Below are 15,369 nucleotides of genomic sequence, written 5' to 3'. Positions count from 1 at the left end.
AATGATGTTAAATTTCATGCCCTTATAAAATTTTAAATTTCAAAATGAATTCTTTAATAGATAAGTATAATATTCCCGGACCGCGTTACACTTCTTATCCTACCGTTCCGTATTGGGATGAATCAACCTTTTCACCGGAAAAATGGAAGGAAACCGTAATCAGGTCTTTTCATGAAAGCAATGCAGAGGAGGGGATTTCTATTTATATCCATTTACCTTTCTGTGAGGCTTTGTGTACGTTCTGTGCATGCCATAAACGTATTACCAAGCAGCACAGTGTTGAAGTACCTTATCTGGAAAGTGTTTTGAAAGAGTGGAAACTTTATCTTGACCTTTTCAACGAAAAACCTAAACTAAAAGAATTGCACTTAGGTGGAGGAACTCCTACATTTTTCTCTCCTGAGAACTTAAGAACATTGCTGGAAGGAATTTTTTCAACTGTAGACATTGCGGAACATCCGGAATTCTCTTTTGAAGGACATCCTAACAATACCACGAAAGAGCATCTTCAGACTTTATATGACCTTGGTTTCAGAAGAGTGAGCTTTGGAGTTCAGGATTATGATCCTAAAGTTCAGAAAGCGATCAACAGAATTCAGCCCTTTGAAAATGTGAAAAACGTTACAGAGTGGGCGAAGGAAATAGGGTACAGAGGAATCAGTCACGATCTTGTATTCGGACTGCCGCACCAGAATTGGGAAGCGATGGAACACACGATCAGAAAAACAATGGAGCTGAAGCCGGACAGACTTGCATTTTACTCTTATGCACACGTTCCATGGGTAAAAGGAGTCGGGCAGAGAGGTTTTGATGAAAATGACCTGCCAAGCGGAGAAGAAAAACGTCGTTTGTATGAAGATGGTAAAAGACTGCTTCAGGATTTGGGATATATCGAGGTTGGAATGGATCATTTTTCTCTTGAGCATGACGATCTGTATCAATCTTTGATTCATAAAAAACTTCACAGGAATTTCATGGGGTATACTTCAAGCAAAACCCAACTAATGGTAGGACTTGGTATGTCTGCCATTTCAGATTCATGGTATGCTTTTGCCCAGAATGTAAAAACGGTTGAGGAATATCAGAAAATGGTTGAAGAAGGTGAGATTCCTGTTGTAAAAGGACATGTTCTGAGCGAAGAAGATCTGATTGTAAGAAGACATATTCTGAATCTGATGTGCCAGCTTGAAACAACTTTTGATATCAACAATTCTTTCCCGGAGCTTGAAAATGCTTTGGAAATGTTAAAAGAAATGGAAAATGACGGGTTGGTTGAGATTAATGGAACTGAAGTTAAAATTACAGAAGCCGGAAGAGCTTTCACAAGAAATGTAGCCATGGTTTTTGACCTGAGAATGATGAGAAATAAGCCTGAAACAAGGATTTTCTCAATGACAATATAAATCAAAAGCGGTTCAGATCTGAACCGCTTTTTTATTTGCTTTAAAATTTTAGTTGATTATTTTGGTGGTAGTTGTCATGCTGAACATAAACTGAAAGTTTACGAACATCGTTCACGAAGCATGCTATGTTAAAGAATAATTCTACTTAATAATCAATTTCTGACTGTAAGACTTCAATTCTCCGGATTTCAGGTTAATGTAATAAACCCCGGCGGGTATTCCTGAAATATTGATTCCTTTTCCGTTAGATATTTTATCTGCTTCCAATACTTTTCTACCTTCTGCACTGATAATCTCCAGAGTTGCTTTTTTATCTGTAATACCATCAATGAAAATTTCTTTGGAAGCAGGATTAGGATATACTTTTATGGTGCCTAAAGTATTTTCCTGAGTTCCTAAAGTCCCTGTGGATATTTTAAAAATCTTTCCGTTATTCACGGCTGCTACATACAATCCTTTTTGATAATCCTCTCCGAAAGTAGAAAAATTATTTCCCGAATAAGGACCTGTCCATGTGATGGCATTATTGTTATCAAGAATTCCAATTTGGGTAGAACAGTAGTCTGCGAAAAAATATTTCCCCTGAAGTGACGGATATTGAGTTCCTCTGTAAACATAACCACCCGTGATAGAACATTTTCCACCTGAATGGTCATATACGGCAACAGGGAAGGTCATAGTAGACTGAGCTGCACATCCTGCAGTATTGTAAACATTATTTCCTTCATAGCAGCGCCAACCATAGTTTAACCCTGCTGTCGTAATGGGCATTTTATTGATTTCTTCTATAGCTCCCTGGCCAACGTCTGCAATCATCGCATTTCCTGTAGTCAGGTCAAAAGAAAATTTCCAGGCATTTCTGAGGCCATAAGCCCATATTTCATCCGCACCAGCTACGGTTCCTGCGAAAGGGTTATCCGGTGGAATATTATATGGCCCGGTAGCATCCACGTCTATTCTCAACATTTTTCCAAGCAATACATTTTTATTTTGGGCATTATTGTTCGGATCTCCGCCGCTTCCTCCGTCTCCGGTGATGATCCAGAGTTTTCCGTCAGGAGCAAAATGAATGCTTCCTCCATTGTGATTGTCGAATGGTTTAGGGATGTTGAGCAGGATTTTTTCAGAAGCAGGATCAGCCACATTAGAATCAGTTGAACTGACACTGTATCTCGCAACGATAATATTGCCTGCAGGGTTGTTATAATACACAAAAAAATACCCGTTGGTAGCGTATTGCGGGTGAAATGCAAGTCCCAGAAGACCTCTTTCACCGCCAAAAATAATCTTTGAACTGATATTCAGAAAATTAGTGGTATTAATTGTCCCGTTGGGTTGAATAATTTTAATAATTCCGTTCTGCTGAACAACAAAAAGCCGGCTGTCATTGGCGTTTGTAATCTCTACCGGGCTGGTAAGTCCCGTGGCAAATTCTTCCAAATTAATGCTTTGAGAATTAGCAATTAAGGAAGAAAAAATACTAATGGTAAAAAGTAATTTTTTCATAATATTTTGATAGTTAGTGTGTTGATCAAGTGAATGAAAATTTTGTACCAATCAGATTTTGAAGACTTCATTACGATAGCATGAAAAAATTGTTAAATCTTAAATAGAACTCAGAATACCAATATATCTGAAAATAAACCATTTCTGTTGTTAAAAATTCATAAAATACAAGAAAATCATTATATTTGCCGACTTAATTTAACGTAGTTATAACAAAATGCAAGGAAAAGGACTTATTACAATTGTCGCTATTGTACTAGGGTTGATTTGCTTAAACGAGCTATTACCAACATGGTACGCCAGCAAAATTGAAAAGCAGGCGACTGCTATTGCAGGAGACAATCCAGAGAAGTATCAGAAAGAAATTGCTAGACTTTCTAAGGATACTTTGAATCTAGGATTCACAAAACTTTATTACACTAAAGCCAAAGACAAGGAAATGAAACTTGGTCTTGACTTGAAAGGAGGGATCAACGTTCTTTTGGAGATCAACCAGAGAGACCTTGTGAATGATTTAACAAATTATTCTACAAATCCTGTTCTTATCGAGGCTTTAAACAAAACTGATGAAGCACAGAAGAATTCTACAAAAGCTTACATCGATAACTTTTTCGAGCAATTCGATCTGGTTAACAAAGCTAAAGGAACAAACCTTAAGTTGGCAGATCCGGAAATTTTCGGAAATACAACCCTTACTGAGGTGAAGTATAACACTCCTGATGAGCAGGTGAAAAGCATTGTTAAAAGAAAAATTGATGCATCTGTAGGAACAGCTTTTGAGGTAATCAGAACGAGAATTGATAAAATGGGTGCTGTGCAGCCAAACGTTCAGAGAGTACCTGGAACAGCTAGAATTTCTGTGGAAATGCCTGGTATGAAGGACATCGATAAAGTGAAGAAAATGCTTCAGACTTCTGCAAAACTCCAGTTCTGGGAAGTACAGCAGGTTCCTGAAATTGCACCTTATTTCCAGACTTTGACAACTATGGTTGCTGCAAAAGGAGATTCTATGGGAGTGGCAAAGAATGTGAACTTCATGAACCTTTTACAGCTTGACAAATTAAGAACGAACGGTGTTGCTAACGTAAAATTATCCGATACAGCTGTTGTAAATAAAATTTTAAACAGTAAAGTAGGTCAGTCTTTACGTCCGGCTAACATTAAATATACACAGTTCATGTGGGGGTACAAACCTGAAGCTACAGATGCCGAAAGCTTGGTGTTGTATGCTATCAGAGGTAACATCAACCAAAAAGCTCCGGTAGACGGTGCTGTTGAAACTGCAAACATCAGCTATGATGAACTGAGCAGAGTAGTAGTAGACATGCAGATGGATTCCAAAGGAGCAAAAGATTGGAAAACATTAACTGAGAAAAACGTTGGTAAGCCGGTTGCTGTAACGCTTGACGGTAGAGTTTATACTGCACCAAACGTTGTAAATGCAATTCCAAACGGTAGAACTCAGATCTCCGGTAACTTCTCTCAGGAAGAAGCTAAAGAACTGGTTGACGTTTTAGGAGCAGGTAAATTACCGGCAGGAGCAAAAGTAGTTCAGGCTACAGTTGTAGGGCCTTCATTAGGACAAGAATCTATTGATGCGGGTGTAATGTCATTCGGTATTGCATTCTTATTAATTATTGCTTATATCATTTTCTATTACGGTGGAGCTGGGGTTTATGCAGTAATTGCAATGATTATCAACCTATTCTACATTTTCGGAATTATGGATTCCGTAGATGCTACCCTTACGCTTCCTGGTATCGCAGGTATTGTACTTACAATGGCCATGGCGGTAGATACGAACGTAATTATTTATGAAAGAACTAAAGAAGAACTTTTCGCAGGAAAAAGTATTCTTGAAGCATACAAAGACGGTTTCAAACATGCATTAAATGCTATTGTTGATGGTCACTTAACGACATTATTGACAGCAGGTGTACTATTCCTTTTCGGAACAGGGCCAATCAAAGGTTTTGCATTAACGTTAGGAATCGGTATCTTGATGACATTCTTTACTTCGGTATTGATTTCAAGAGTAATGATCTTCTCCAGATTGAATAAAGGAAAACACCTTTCAGTTTGGACAGGTGCTACAAAAAATCTTTTCAGAAATACATGGATCGATTTTATTGGAAAAAGAAAATATGCATACATCATTTCCGGTGTTTTAACTGTTGTTTGTATCGCATCTATTGCCATCCACGGATTCAAATATGGTATCGACTTTACAGGAGGTAGAAACTATGTGGTGAGATTTGATAAGGCTGTAAATGCTGAAGATGTTGAGGCTAATTTAGTGAAGGTATTCCAGACTGAGGATGGTAAAAACTCTTCTGTAGAAGCTAAAACTTTCGGTAATGACAAGCAGTTGAAAATCTCTACAGATTACCTTATCGAAGATGAATCTTTAAAAGCTGACCAGACTGTTGAGCAGAAATTGTATGACGGATTAAAATCCAGCTTACCTGCAAACATGACGTTAAAAGATTTCAAATCTGCAGATAAAGATCACTCAGGAATTATTTCTTCTGAGAAAGTAGGACCTACGGTTGCTGACGATATCAAGACTCACGGTATTCTTGCTGTAGTCGCAGCATTAGCAGGTATTTTCATCTATATCTTGGTAAGATTCAGAAAATGGCAGTTCTCTCTTGGTGCTGTTGCAGCTTTATTCCACGATGCGGTTATCATTTTGGGAGCTTATTCATTGCTTCATAAGTTTATGCCGTTCAATATGGAGATCAATCAGGATTTCGTTGCTGCAATCCTTACTGTATTAGGTTACTCAATCAATGATACGGTAATTATCTTCGACAGAATTAGAGAATACTTAAGAGAGAAAAAATCTTTAACATTAGCGGGTCTTTTTGATGACTCTATCTCAAGTACATTGGGTAGAACATTCAATACCTCATTTACTACGATTCTGGTTATCCTTGCGATCTTCATTTTCGGTGGTGATAACTTGAGAGGATTCATGTTTGCTATGTTAATTGGTATTGGATTCGGTACGTATTCATCTATCTTTATTGCGTCTGCAATTGCTTATGACTTCCTTAAAACAGGAAAAGAAGAAGAGGTACACGGAAAAACCACTTCTACAAAAGAAGAGCTTGCTTCAAAGTAATACAAACTACAATAAATTAATAAAGACCGTTTCGAAAGAAGCGGTCTTTTTTTTATATATTTTACCGCTTTATGGGTTTATAGTCAGTTTAATAGCAAGTAACAGATGTTTTCAGAGATGTAGATATTCTTTCATAAGTAACAGTTGAATTTTCAAGTAATTATTAATTATTTTATTCATTTTTTATTGGTAACTATTTATTAGTTGTTTTCATTCTGATTTTATTGTTTATTTTTTAATAAATTTCATTTTTTTAAATTGTGTTAAAGTAGAGTTATGTTTAATAACTCAAATTGTAGAGAGTAAAACTTTTTGTATAATTGTCGAATAATAGAGGGTTTTTACGAGTTTTTACTGAAATGGTTATTTTATTTAAAAATTATTAAAAAATAAGAGTTTTATGTAATTAATTATTTTATATTTACTGTAAACAAAACAAAAATGAAAGTCGAAAAATTATTCGTTGCTGCGGCATTATGTGCTGCCAGTTTCCTTTACGCTCAGGTTGGGATTAGTACTTCAAATCCTGATAAAAGTTCTGCATTAGATGTTACAGGCACCAATAAAGGTGTATTGATCCCCAGAATTGCCGATCTCACAACAATAGCTACACCAGCTAATGGTTTATTGGTTTATGATCTTACAAGACAGGCACTGGCTCAGAATATCGGAACACCTTCCAGTCCAAACTGGATCCCGATCAGTGGAAATGTCGTTAAGTTCTTCTATATGCCTTCCATCAGTATTGATACTTCTACGTTAGGTACAGGAAGAACAAAGGACTTATTCCAGCTTTATAAAACTCAGTTTTCCACCCCAAAAGTTTCAAGTACAGGAGCTCCGGGAGCGATTCCTTTTTTTGTAAATGCTACAGATCTGTATTATTATGTGACTGATTTTGACAGTACAGTTTTAAGCAATGTAAGCATTGATGCGAATGGAATTCTTCGCTATGATGTGATAGGATCGGCTACTGCCTGTTCTTTTGTGAATATTGTATTTGTAATCAAATAATTTTAAGAGACATACAGTCATTATGACCATCCTTGTTCAGGGGTGAGTATCCCGTGTATAATTAACTTTAAAAATTGTTGATGATGAAAACAAATTCAATATTACAATATATGCTTATAGCAGTTTGTCTTTTTGTATCAGGCAAAATGACATCTCAGGAGATGGTAACACTTCCCAATGGCGGATGTGGGAGATTATTGGATACCAATACATCAAGCTCAAGTGATGGCGGGTTTCTTTGTTTCAGATTGGGAAAAGAAGCGGCTAATCCTAATAATATGACTGATACGGATGTCAATTCATTTGCCTCTTTAAAGCCGGGTACAGGTGCCGGCCTTTTCTGCAGCATGTATGTAGGGGTTGGAACCAATGGTGCCGATTTTCAGGCTAATAAACCTGTGTATATTGACTTTGCTTCGGATGGTTTCAATTTTAATCCCAGTTTTAACGGGGGAAATTTTGTTTTTTATAATAATGGACAGGAAATCTACCGTACAGGTATCAATGGTCATTTCTTCTTTGATTTTGGTGATAATCAGGGGCGCAGGATCATTAAAGTAATTCCCACTGCAGCATGGGATGAAGTAAGGCTGGACTTTGGAGAAGCTATAGGGGTGGGTTTCTCATTCAGTCAGATGAGGGTGTATAATATTCTTTCTGAATATTATCTGGCTCCTATGACCTATCTGTCCCAGCCTTCGGATAAAACTGTGGCTGCAGGCGGATCAACAACTATGACTGCTGTGATCAATAATACTCCTACAGATGAAACTCCGGATAATATTACTTATCAATGGCAGGTTCTTAACGGAAGTACCTGGACTAACCTGACGAATGGTGCTAACTACAGCAATGTTACTTCGTCCACTCTTACGATCAGCAATGTTCCTGTAGGATTTAATAATAATCAATACCGTGTAGTGGCCAACTCCAGCTTTCATACCTGTTCCTTCCAGGCAATTTCTACTGTGGGAAGACTTTTTGTCAACTCTGTAAATGATCCCGGAGCTATTTCGGCAGACCAGACGGTGTGTATGGATATCAGCAATGATCCGGCTGTGTTTAATCAGACTACAGCAGCACAGGTAAGTGGTTCAGCAGAATATCAATGGCAAAGTTCGGCAGATAATATAACATTTGTGAATATTACCAATGCAACATCTGTTACTTATGATGCCCCACCAGTTACACAGACTACTTATTATCGCAGGGGTGTGAGGTCTGTACTCAGCGGAAATACTACTGGCTATCAATACACCAATGTGGTAAAAGTAACTGTAAAACAAAACTGTCTGATCAAATGTATTATTACAAACCGAATGATATATACAAAGTTGAATTCCAATTAAATAGATTGATTTCTGATTGATTATACAAGCCTGTTTCAAAAGAAAAATTTGGAACAGGCTTTTTTCTTGTTGAATAGCTGATATAAATACTAAAAAGTAAATTAAGGATATTATTCATGTTATACTTCTTTAATACATGGAAATTTAGAACCATTATTTTTAAGATTTGATTAATTTTGCACCATCATGGAAAATTCAAAGAAAAAAGCAGCTATAGGCTTTATATTTATTACTTTACTGATTGATATTACAGGATGGGGAATCATTATTCCTGTTGTTCCCAAATTAATTGAGGAACTTATTCACGCAGATATTAGTGAAGCTGCAAAATATGGTGGCTGGCTTGGATTTGCCTATGCATTTACCCAATTTATATTCTCTCCGCTTGTCGGAAACCTGAGTGATAAATATGGACGCAGGCCTGTGATCCTGATTTCTCTTTTCGGATTTGCCGTGGACTATATTTTCCTTGCTCTGGCACCCACAATCTGGTGGTTGTTTCTCGGAAGAATTATTGCCGGAATAACGGGTGCAAGTGTCACCACTGCCAGTGCCTACATTGCAGATATTTCCACTGATGAAGACAGAGCCAAGAATTTTGGACTGATAGGTGCCGCTTTTGGGCTCGGATTTATTATAGGTCCGGTTCTGGGAGGAGTGCTTGGTCACTATGGAGCCAGAGTTCCTTTCTATGCAGCTGCGGGCCTGTGTCTGCTTAATTTCCTGTATGGATATTTCATCCTTCCTGAAAGTTTGGATAAAGATAAAAGAAGAGAGTTTGACTGGAAACGAGCAAACCCAATTGGTTCATTTAAATTTTTAGGTAAGCACCCTGAAATTTCAGGACTTATTCTTTCCTTAATATTGATTTATATTGCAGGTCATGCTGTACAGAGCAACTGGAGCTTCTTTACGATGTATAAGTTCAGCTGGACAGAAAGAATGGTGGGAATTTCATTAGGAGTAGTAGGTTTATTGGTAGGTCTTGTACAAGGTGGGCTTATCAGATGGACTACACCAAGGCTTGGAGAGCAGAAAAGTATTTATTACGGACTGGCTTTCTACGCAGTTGGAATGTTGCTGTTTGCTTTTGCCTCTGAAGGATGGATGATGTTTGTATTTTTGGTTCCTTATTGCTTAGGAGGAATCTGTGGACCGGCATTACAGTCTGTCATCACAAAAAGTGTTCCTTCCAATGAGCAGGGTGAACTTCAGGGAGCGTTGACGAGCTTAATGAGTGCAACTTCTATTATTGGGCCTCCGATGATGACGAATCTGTTTTACTTTTTCACGCATGATGAAGCGCCGTTCAAGTTTTCCGGTGCTCCTTTCTTTTTAGCATTTATTTTAATGGCGGTTAGCGTTGTGATTACTTATTCTGCATTTCAGAAAAAAGGAAAAGTAAAAATAGAAAAGGAGTTTTAGAAACAATAAATTTGTTCTATTCTGGCCATATATGCCGCTCGGGTCCAATCTATTCAATAATTTTACAGGAGTAGTTTTTCTGCTTTTTTAAACACAAAATAAATTATGAATACATTAAACCTGGAAAAGTATTTCGAACGGATTCATTTCTCCGGAACTCCGGAAATGAGTATGGAGGTATTGAAAACAATACATCAGCTTCATCCTAAACATATTCCTTTTGAGAATATTGATTCTTACACAGGAACAGTTCCTTCTCTGGATCTGGATAATATTTTCAAAAAACTGGTTACAGAATCGAGAGGCGGGTATTGCTATGAACAAAATTTACTTTTAAGAGAAGTGCTTTCAAGCCTGGGATTCCTTGTTGAACTGCAATTGGGAAGGGTCGTATGGCGAAGAGAAGAAGACGGCAGTGCTGCCAGAAGCCATTTGATGCTTATCGCTGATATAGAAGGGCAAAAATATCTGGTAGATTGCGGTTTTGGAACGACTACACTTACTACACCTTTATTATTAAATAACGAAGAACCACAACAGACCCCGAACGGTCTCTTTAAGATTTCACAAAAAGAAGGAATGTATTTCCTGTGGATCTGGAAAGAAAAATGGCTGCCGATTTATCGTTTTGCACTCGAACAAGTTGAACATGCAGATCTGGAAATTTCCAACTGGTACTTATCTACACATCCTGAATCCAACTTCAAGAAAAATCTGGTGCTTTCCAAAGTAGATGAAGAAGCCCGTTACACTTTCAGTCAGAATACTCTGAATATAAGATATGAAAAAGGAGAGAAAGAATCTGTTATGATTCATAATAATGAAGATTTGTTTGCCATGCTGAAAAATACTTTTGGACTGAAAGAAAATGCAGTAGAAGTGCTGAAGTCAAGAACTTGAAATTGATATCTTAAAAAAACCTTGATATAAAATACAAACGGGAAGCTCAGCAAGCTTCCCGTTTTTTGAAATCTGATTTTTATGAAAATTATGGATAAAGGGATTTTGTCCCGTTACTGACAATATTACTGCCCAATCCTGAGAATGACACAGAAAAGTTAGTGGAATTAAAGCTTAAAGAACCTGTAGGTGTGCAAAGTCCTAATGCATAACGGCATTGTCCGTAAGCACCTGTTTTCTTTGTAATCTTACTTTCACTTTTCGCTTTTCCTAAACTGATATATCCCCAATCGCTTACATCCGCATTGGAAACTGTAGAACCGGAATAATAAATCGTAATCTGATATCCGGCTTCACCTCTCTTGGAACCCCACAGCCAGCTTGCTGTCCACCATTGTTTATACCAGGTAGAGACTACTTTTGCCGCCTGATTGTTATCGGAAGCTTCCGAATTCCCACGTGGATCCATCATGATAAGACCTCCGAAAATATTATCCCAGATAATCCCCGAATCTTTGTAAAAACATAGGGTGGTAAATTTTCCGTTTTTTCCGTTCCATGTTATTTCCATAACGTTGGTTCCGGCTTTCACTTCTTCAGTGACAGCTTCTTTCAGCCCCTGCTGAGCTGTCGTCAGATCATCTCCACTGTATAGATCTTCAATTTTTCCAATCTTTACTGAAGAGGGATCCATAATGTTTCCCGATGCGATAAACTGGTCTTTGTCGGTGATCAGATTATTGGAAAGATCAATACCTTTTTGAGTTGAAATTTTTCCCAATACTTTCACTTCTGCAATCTGCAGATCATTTTTCAGATAAGTTTCAAGGTTTTTTCCGGATTCATTCAGTTGAAGCTGTACCGCTTCAGGAACAATTTGAGAGGAAAGAGGAGTGATCTCTTTTTTCAGGTCTGCGACGGTTGTTTTTGCCTGAACTGTTTCCTGCTGATTGATTTCGTTGTTTTCATTCTGGCAGCTATTGAATGCCAATACCGATAATACGGCGAAAACTTTAAAAGTAGTCACTAGTTTTTTCATAATATATTTGTTTGGTTGTGCATTATAAATATACAGAATTGTTGTGTAATTCTCATTGTTTTGAATTAAATATTTGTTAATTTGTAGTTTGTAGGGATTAGATGATAGGTAGCAGGTAGCAGGGAAAATATTCTGTGAAATAGTAATACATGTCTATTGAAAGTCAATTGTGAATTTTGCTTCGCAAGTGAATGGTGAATGTGGGAGAGACAAGATTCATGAGGTAATAGAACCAGCAACAAAAAACCTTGAACCTTGAACGAAGATAATTACAACTGAAATAGAACCATCAACAAAAAGCAACCAACAACCAGCAACAAAAACAACCTTGAACTCAAAACTCTGAAATTTTACAAAATCTTAAAATTTGTTTAAATTTTTAGTTTACCATTCATAAATGCAATAATCTTTCGTAATTTTACCGGATGGAATTAAGCATTGGAGAAATGGCACTCATTGCCATTGCAATCGTTGTATTATTCGGACCGGATAAACTGCCTCAGATTGCGCGTGACTTAGGTGCAGGCGTTAGAAAAATGCGTGGAGCAGTAGAAGATATCAAAACTGAAATCATGAAGGAAACAGATAATCCTGTTTCTGAAATAAAGCGTGAGATTGAAAAGGTAAAAGATGCTGCCAAAGATTTTAACCCGATGAAGGATATTGAAAAAGATATTCTGACAGAACCTGGTACTCTTGCTTCTAACGAACCTCCAAAGCCGAAGCCGGCTGATGATGAGACTTATGAAGGACCTGTAAGCAGATAATCATGGAGGAAATCATTCAGGAAGATAAAAAGGTATTTCTTTACCTTAATAATCTGGGCGATTCATCTTTCGACCAGTTTTGGATGCTGATTTCAAGTACCTGGATCTGGGTACCTCTTTATATTATTTTTCTTTATTTTTTATACAAAAATTATCAACTAAGAACTTTAGTTTTTATTCTCATATTTATAGGGCTGGGGGCTGTTGTTTCTGATCAGCTTGCCAATGTTTTCAAATATGGGGTAGCTAGGTTAAGGCCATGCCATGACCCTACCTTAGAGCATCATATGAGGATTGTGAAATGTGGCGGACAGTTTGGGTTTTATTCGGCTCATGCTTCCAATACCTTCTTTTTGGCAACTTATTTAGGTATTTTACTGAAAAAGAAGATTAAATGGTTTCCTTATGCTATATTTGCATGGGCTCTGGTTGTTTCGTACAGCCGAATCTATTTAGGAGTGCATTTCCCAATTGATATTTTGGTGGGGGCGTTTGTTGGATCTTTATTGGGAGTGATATTTGGTGCACTCGCCAAAAAAGTGATCAATAAACAAACTATAACCTCATGAAAAAAACTTTATTATTAGTAACTTCTCTTTGTTTTTCCCTTAATTTCTATGCCCAGGATAAAAAACTGGCCGCAGACTGTTTTAATAAAGCTGATTATAAATGTGCTGAAGAGCAATACTTAAAACTGGCTGAGAAAGAACAGATTCAAAAATATCAGTCGGAATATTATGATTATCTCGGGACAGCTCAGAGAAGGCTGGGGAAGACCACTCAGGCTTTTAAATCTTATGATTCTGCATTAAAAGCAAACCCTATGTCTGTTTCAGTATATGTCAATCTGTCATCGCTTTACAGCCAGAAAGGAAACAAGATAAAAGCACTGGAATATGTAGAAAAAGGATTAAAAGTGAATCCTGAAACTCCGGATTTATACCTTACCCGTTCCAAAATTTACGACAGCCAGGGAAAAAAGGATCTTGCCATCAAAGATCTCAATCAGATTCTGACTTTTGCGCCCGATAATATTTTTGCAAAAACAGGACTGGCCAATCTGAAAAAAAATAATGGTGACCTGGACGGCGCTTTAAAAGATTACAATACACTTATTTCTGAAAAACCAGAATCATTGCTTTACAATGGCCGCGCTGATGTGTATTTTAAAATGAAAAAATATAAAGAAGCGCTTACCGATGCTAATAAAGCCATTTCCATAGATCCGAAATTTGCTCAATCCTATGTGAGCAAAGCTATGATTCTGATGGATACTTCTAAACTTAAGGAAGCATGTACAAATCTTGATAAAGCGGTTGCTTTGGGTTATGAAAAAGCGGTGCTGACGGATTCTTATGCTAAATGTGGCAAGAAATAAATTGAAATTTATAACCCTGACTATTTAATTAAATCCAAATTAAAATACCAAAATCTGGTTTAACTGTTTTAAAAACGAATAAAGAAAAAGAGAGATGCTGAATATTGTTCTTGTAGAACCTGAAATACCGAATAACACAGGAAATATCGGAAGATTATGTGTAGGAACCGAAAGCAGATTACACCTGGTTCATCCATTTGGATTTGTAATTAATGACAAAAACCTGAAACGCTCCGGACTGGATTATTGGGTACATCTGGATGTTTCTGAATATGAAAATGTTGAAGAATGGATTCAGCAGATCCCTGATAAATCTCGTGTTTTTTTAATGAGTTCACATGCTGAAAAATCATATCTGGAAACCGATTTTCAGGATGGTGACTGGCTGGTTTTCGGAAAAGAGAGTGTAGGCCTGGGTAAAGATGTTCTGGATCGTTTTGAAAATCATCTGACCATTCCTATGTCTAAACTGATCAGGAGTTTTAATATCGCTAATTCCGTTGCTTTTGTAGTGGGGGAGGCGAAAAGGCAGATTGGCCTGAAATAGAAATAAGTTAGCTCAAAAGTCAAATTATTTGGCTTTTGTCATTCTGAACGAAATGAAATGTAGTGAAGAATCTCAGAAATTGTATTGGTGAGATTCTTCCTTCGTCAGAATAACATTCTTGAGAGCCTCTTTTTTAATCGTTATGATAAGGCTTGCCCTGCAGAATCTGATCAGCGCGGTAAAGCTGCTCAACAATGAACAGGCGGATCATCTGGTGGGTAAAAGTCATTTTGGATAAAGAGATTTTTTCATTCGTTCTGCTGTACATTTCTTCAGAAAAGCCATAAGCGCCTCCAATCAGAATATGTACTTTTTTCACAGAAGAATTCATCCAGGTATCAATTTTCTGCGAAAATTCACGGCTGGTAAACTGTTTCCCTTTTTCATCAAGAATCACTACCAGATCGTTTTTGTCGATATGATTTAAAAACAATTTGGCTTCTTCCTTTTTAAGAAGGTCAGGAGATAGATTTTTAGCATTTTTAACATCCGGAATTTCAGTGATTTCAAAATTCCAGTGTTTAGGTAAACGGTTGAGATAGTAATTGATTAAAGACGTAATTTCCTTATCGTCTGTTTTACCGATACAAAGTAAACTGATTCGCATTGTAAGAAGTTTCAGAGTGCAAAGATAGGGCTTCGGGGAGAAAAGTTCAAAGTTTTGGGTTGAATGTTGCAGGTTGCTTTTGTTGCTGGTTCTTTTGTTGCAGGTTGCAGGTTTTTTTTGCTGGTCCTATTTGAGTTGTGATTAGCTTATCTCTTGGTTCCTTGTTTAGGGTTTAAGGTTGTTTTTGTTGCTAGTTCTTTTGTTGATGGTTTCTTTTTGTTGCTGGTTCTATTTCAGCTGTCATTATCTTGAATCTTATCTCTCCACCCACATTCACCATTCACTTGCGAAGCAAAATTCACTATTG

At 37.2% G+C, this 15,369-nt stretch carries 13 protein-coding genes; 10 read left to right on the top strand and 3 right to left on the bottom strand.

Going from position 1 to position 15,369, the window contains the following annotated elements:
• Positions 1 to 44 precede the first annotated feature (44 nt).
• Complete coding sequence (gene hemN / locus ACLMCG_RS05225; protein ID WP_413959058.1) at positions 45 to 1,403, top strand: oxygen-independent coproporphyrinogen III oxidase; 1,359 nt, start codon at positions 45 to 47, stop codon at positions 1,401 to 1,403.
• A 141-nt stretch (positions 1,404 to 1,544) separates the two neighbouring features.
• On the opposite strand, the gene ACLMCG_RS05220 is transcribed toward hemN, so the two are convergent.
• Positions 1,545 to 2,909 (bottom strand): PQQ-dependent sugar dehydrogenase, encoded by a 1,365-nt coding sequence (locus ACLMCG_RS05220; protein ID WP_413959057.1) that lies wholly within the window; start codon positions 2,907 to 2,909, stop codon positions 1,545 to 1,547.
• A 217-nt stretch (positions 2,910 to 3,126) separates the two neighbouring features.
• On the opposite strand from ACLMCG_RS05220, the gene secD reads away from it, so the two are divergent.
• From secD to ACLMCG_RS05195, 5 genes are all read left to right on the top strand, one after another.
• Positions 3,127 to 6,036, top strand: coding sequence for a protein translocase subunit SecD (gene secD / locus ACLMCG_RS05215; protein WP_223600197.1), 2,910 nt, complete (start codon positions 3,127 to 3,129; stop codon positions 6,034 to 6,036).
• A 441-nt stretch (positions 6,037 to 6,477) separates the two neighbouring features.
• Complete coding sequence (locus tag ACLMCG_RS05210; protein WP_223600194.1) at positions 6,478 to 7,050, top strand: hypothetical protein; 573 nt, start codon at positions 6,478 to 6,480, stop codon at positions 7,048 to 7,050.
• A gap of 83 nt (positions 7,051 to 7,133) precedes the next feature.
• Entirely contained in the window at positions 7,134 to 8,399 is a 1,266-nt protein-coding gene (locus ACLMCG_RS05205; protein ID WP_413959056.1) for a hypothetical protein, read from the top strand.
• Positions 8,400 to 8,585: 186 nt separating this feature from the next.
• Positions 8,586 to 9,824: a TCR/Tet family MFS transporter gene (locus ACLMCG_RS05200; RefSeq protein ID WP_413959055.1), complete on the top strand. Its 1,239-nt coding sequence runs from the start codon at positions 8,586 to 8,588 to the stop codon at positions 9,822 to 9,824.
• A gap of 105 nt (positions 9,825 to 9,929) precedes the next feature.
• Complete coding sequence (locus tag ACLMCG_RS05195) at positions 9,930 to 10,724, top strand: arylamine N-acetyltransferase family protein (protein ID WP_413959054.1); 795 nt, start codon at positions 9,930 to 9,932, stop codon at positions 10,722 to 10,724.
• An 88-nt stretch (positions 10,725 to 10,812) separates the two neighbouring features.
• Here ACLMCG_RS05195 and ACLMCG_RS05190 read toward each other — a convergent pair whose 3' ends face one another.
• Positions 10,813 to 11,763 (bottom strand): hypothetical protein, encoded by a 951-nt coding sequence (locus tag ACLMCG_RS05190; RefSeq protein ID WP_413959053.1) that lies wholly within the window; start codon positions 11,761 to 11,763, stop codon positions 10,813 to 10,815.
• Between the two features lie 425 nt (positions 11,764 to 12,188).
• On the opposite strand from ACLMCG_RS05190, the gene ACLMCG_RS05185 reads away from it, so the two are divergent.
• The 4 genes from ACLMCG_RS05185 (at position 12,189) to ACLMCG_RS05170 (ending at position 14,455) form a co-directional block, all read left to right on the top strand.
• The gene (locus tag ACLMCG_RS05185) at positions 12,189 to 12,530 is read left to right on the top strand and encodes a twin-arginine translocase TatA/TatE family subunit (protein ID WP_047376773.1); all 342 of its coding nucleotides are present in this window, start codon (positions 12,189 to 12,191) and stop codon (positions 12,528 to 12,530) included.
• Between the two features lie 2 nt (positions 12,531 to 12,532).
• Entirely contained in the window at positions 12,533 to 13,099 is a 567-nt protein-coding gene (locus ACLMCG_RS05180) for a phosphatase PAP2 family protein (protein ID WP_309434978.1), read from the top strand.
• The gene (locus ACLMCG_RS05175) at positions 13,096 to 13,908 is read left to right on the top strand and encodes a tetratricopeptide repeat protein (RefSeq protein WP_413959052.1); all 813 of its coding nucleotides are present in this window, start codon (positions 13,096 to 13,098) and stop codon (positions 13,906 to 13,908) included. Before ACLMCG_RS05180 ends, ACLMCG_RS05175 begins: the two co-directional genes overlap by 4 nt.
• Positions 13,909 to 14,002: 94 nt before the next feature.
• Positions 14,003 to 14,455 (top strand): tRNA (cytidine(34)-2'-O)-methyltransferase, encoded by a 453-nt coding sequence (locus tag ACLMCG_RS05170; protein ID WP_413959051.1) that lies wholly within the window; start codon positions 14,003 to 14,005, stop codon positions 14,453 to 14,455.
• A 133-nt stretch (positions 14,456 to 14,588) separates the two neighbouring features.
• Here ACLMCG_RS05170 and ACLMCG_RS05165 read toward each other — a convergent pair whose 3' ends face one another.
• Positions 14,589 to 15,062 carry a 23S rRNA (pseudouridine(1915)-N(3))-methyltransferase RlmH gene (locus tag ACLMCG_RS05165; protein WP_413959050.1) on the bottom strand — a complete coding sequence of 158 codons (474 nt, stop codon included), beginning with the start codon at positions 15,060 to 15,062 and terminating at the stop codon, positions 14,589 to 14,591.
• Between the last annotated feature and the right edge of the window lie 307 nt (positions 15,063 to 15,369).

It is taken from the genome of Chryseobacterium sp. S90, from assembly GCF_047444895.1.
Classification (GTDB): Bacteria; Bacteroidota; Bacteroidia; order Flavobacteriales; family Weeksellaceae; genus Chryseobacterium.
Note: the sequence above shows the minus strand (reverse complement) of the source record. Positions and strands in the feature narration are given on the sequence as shown.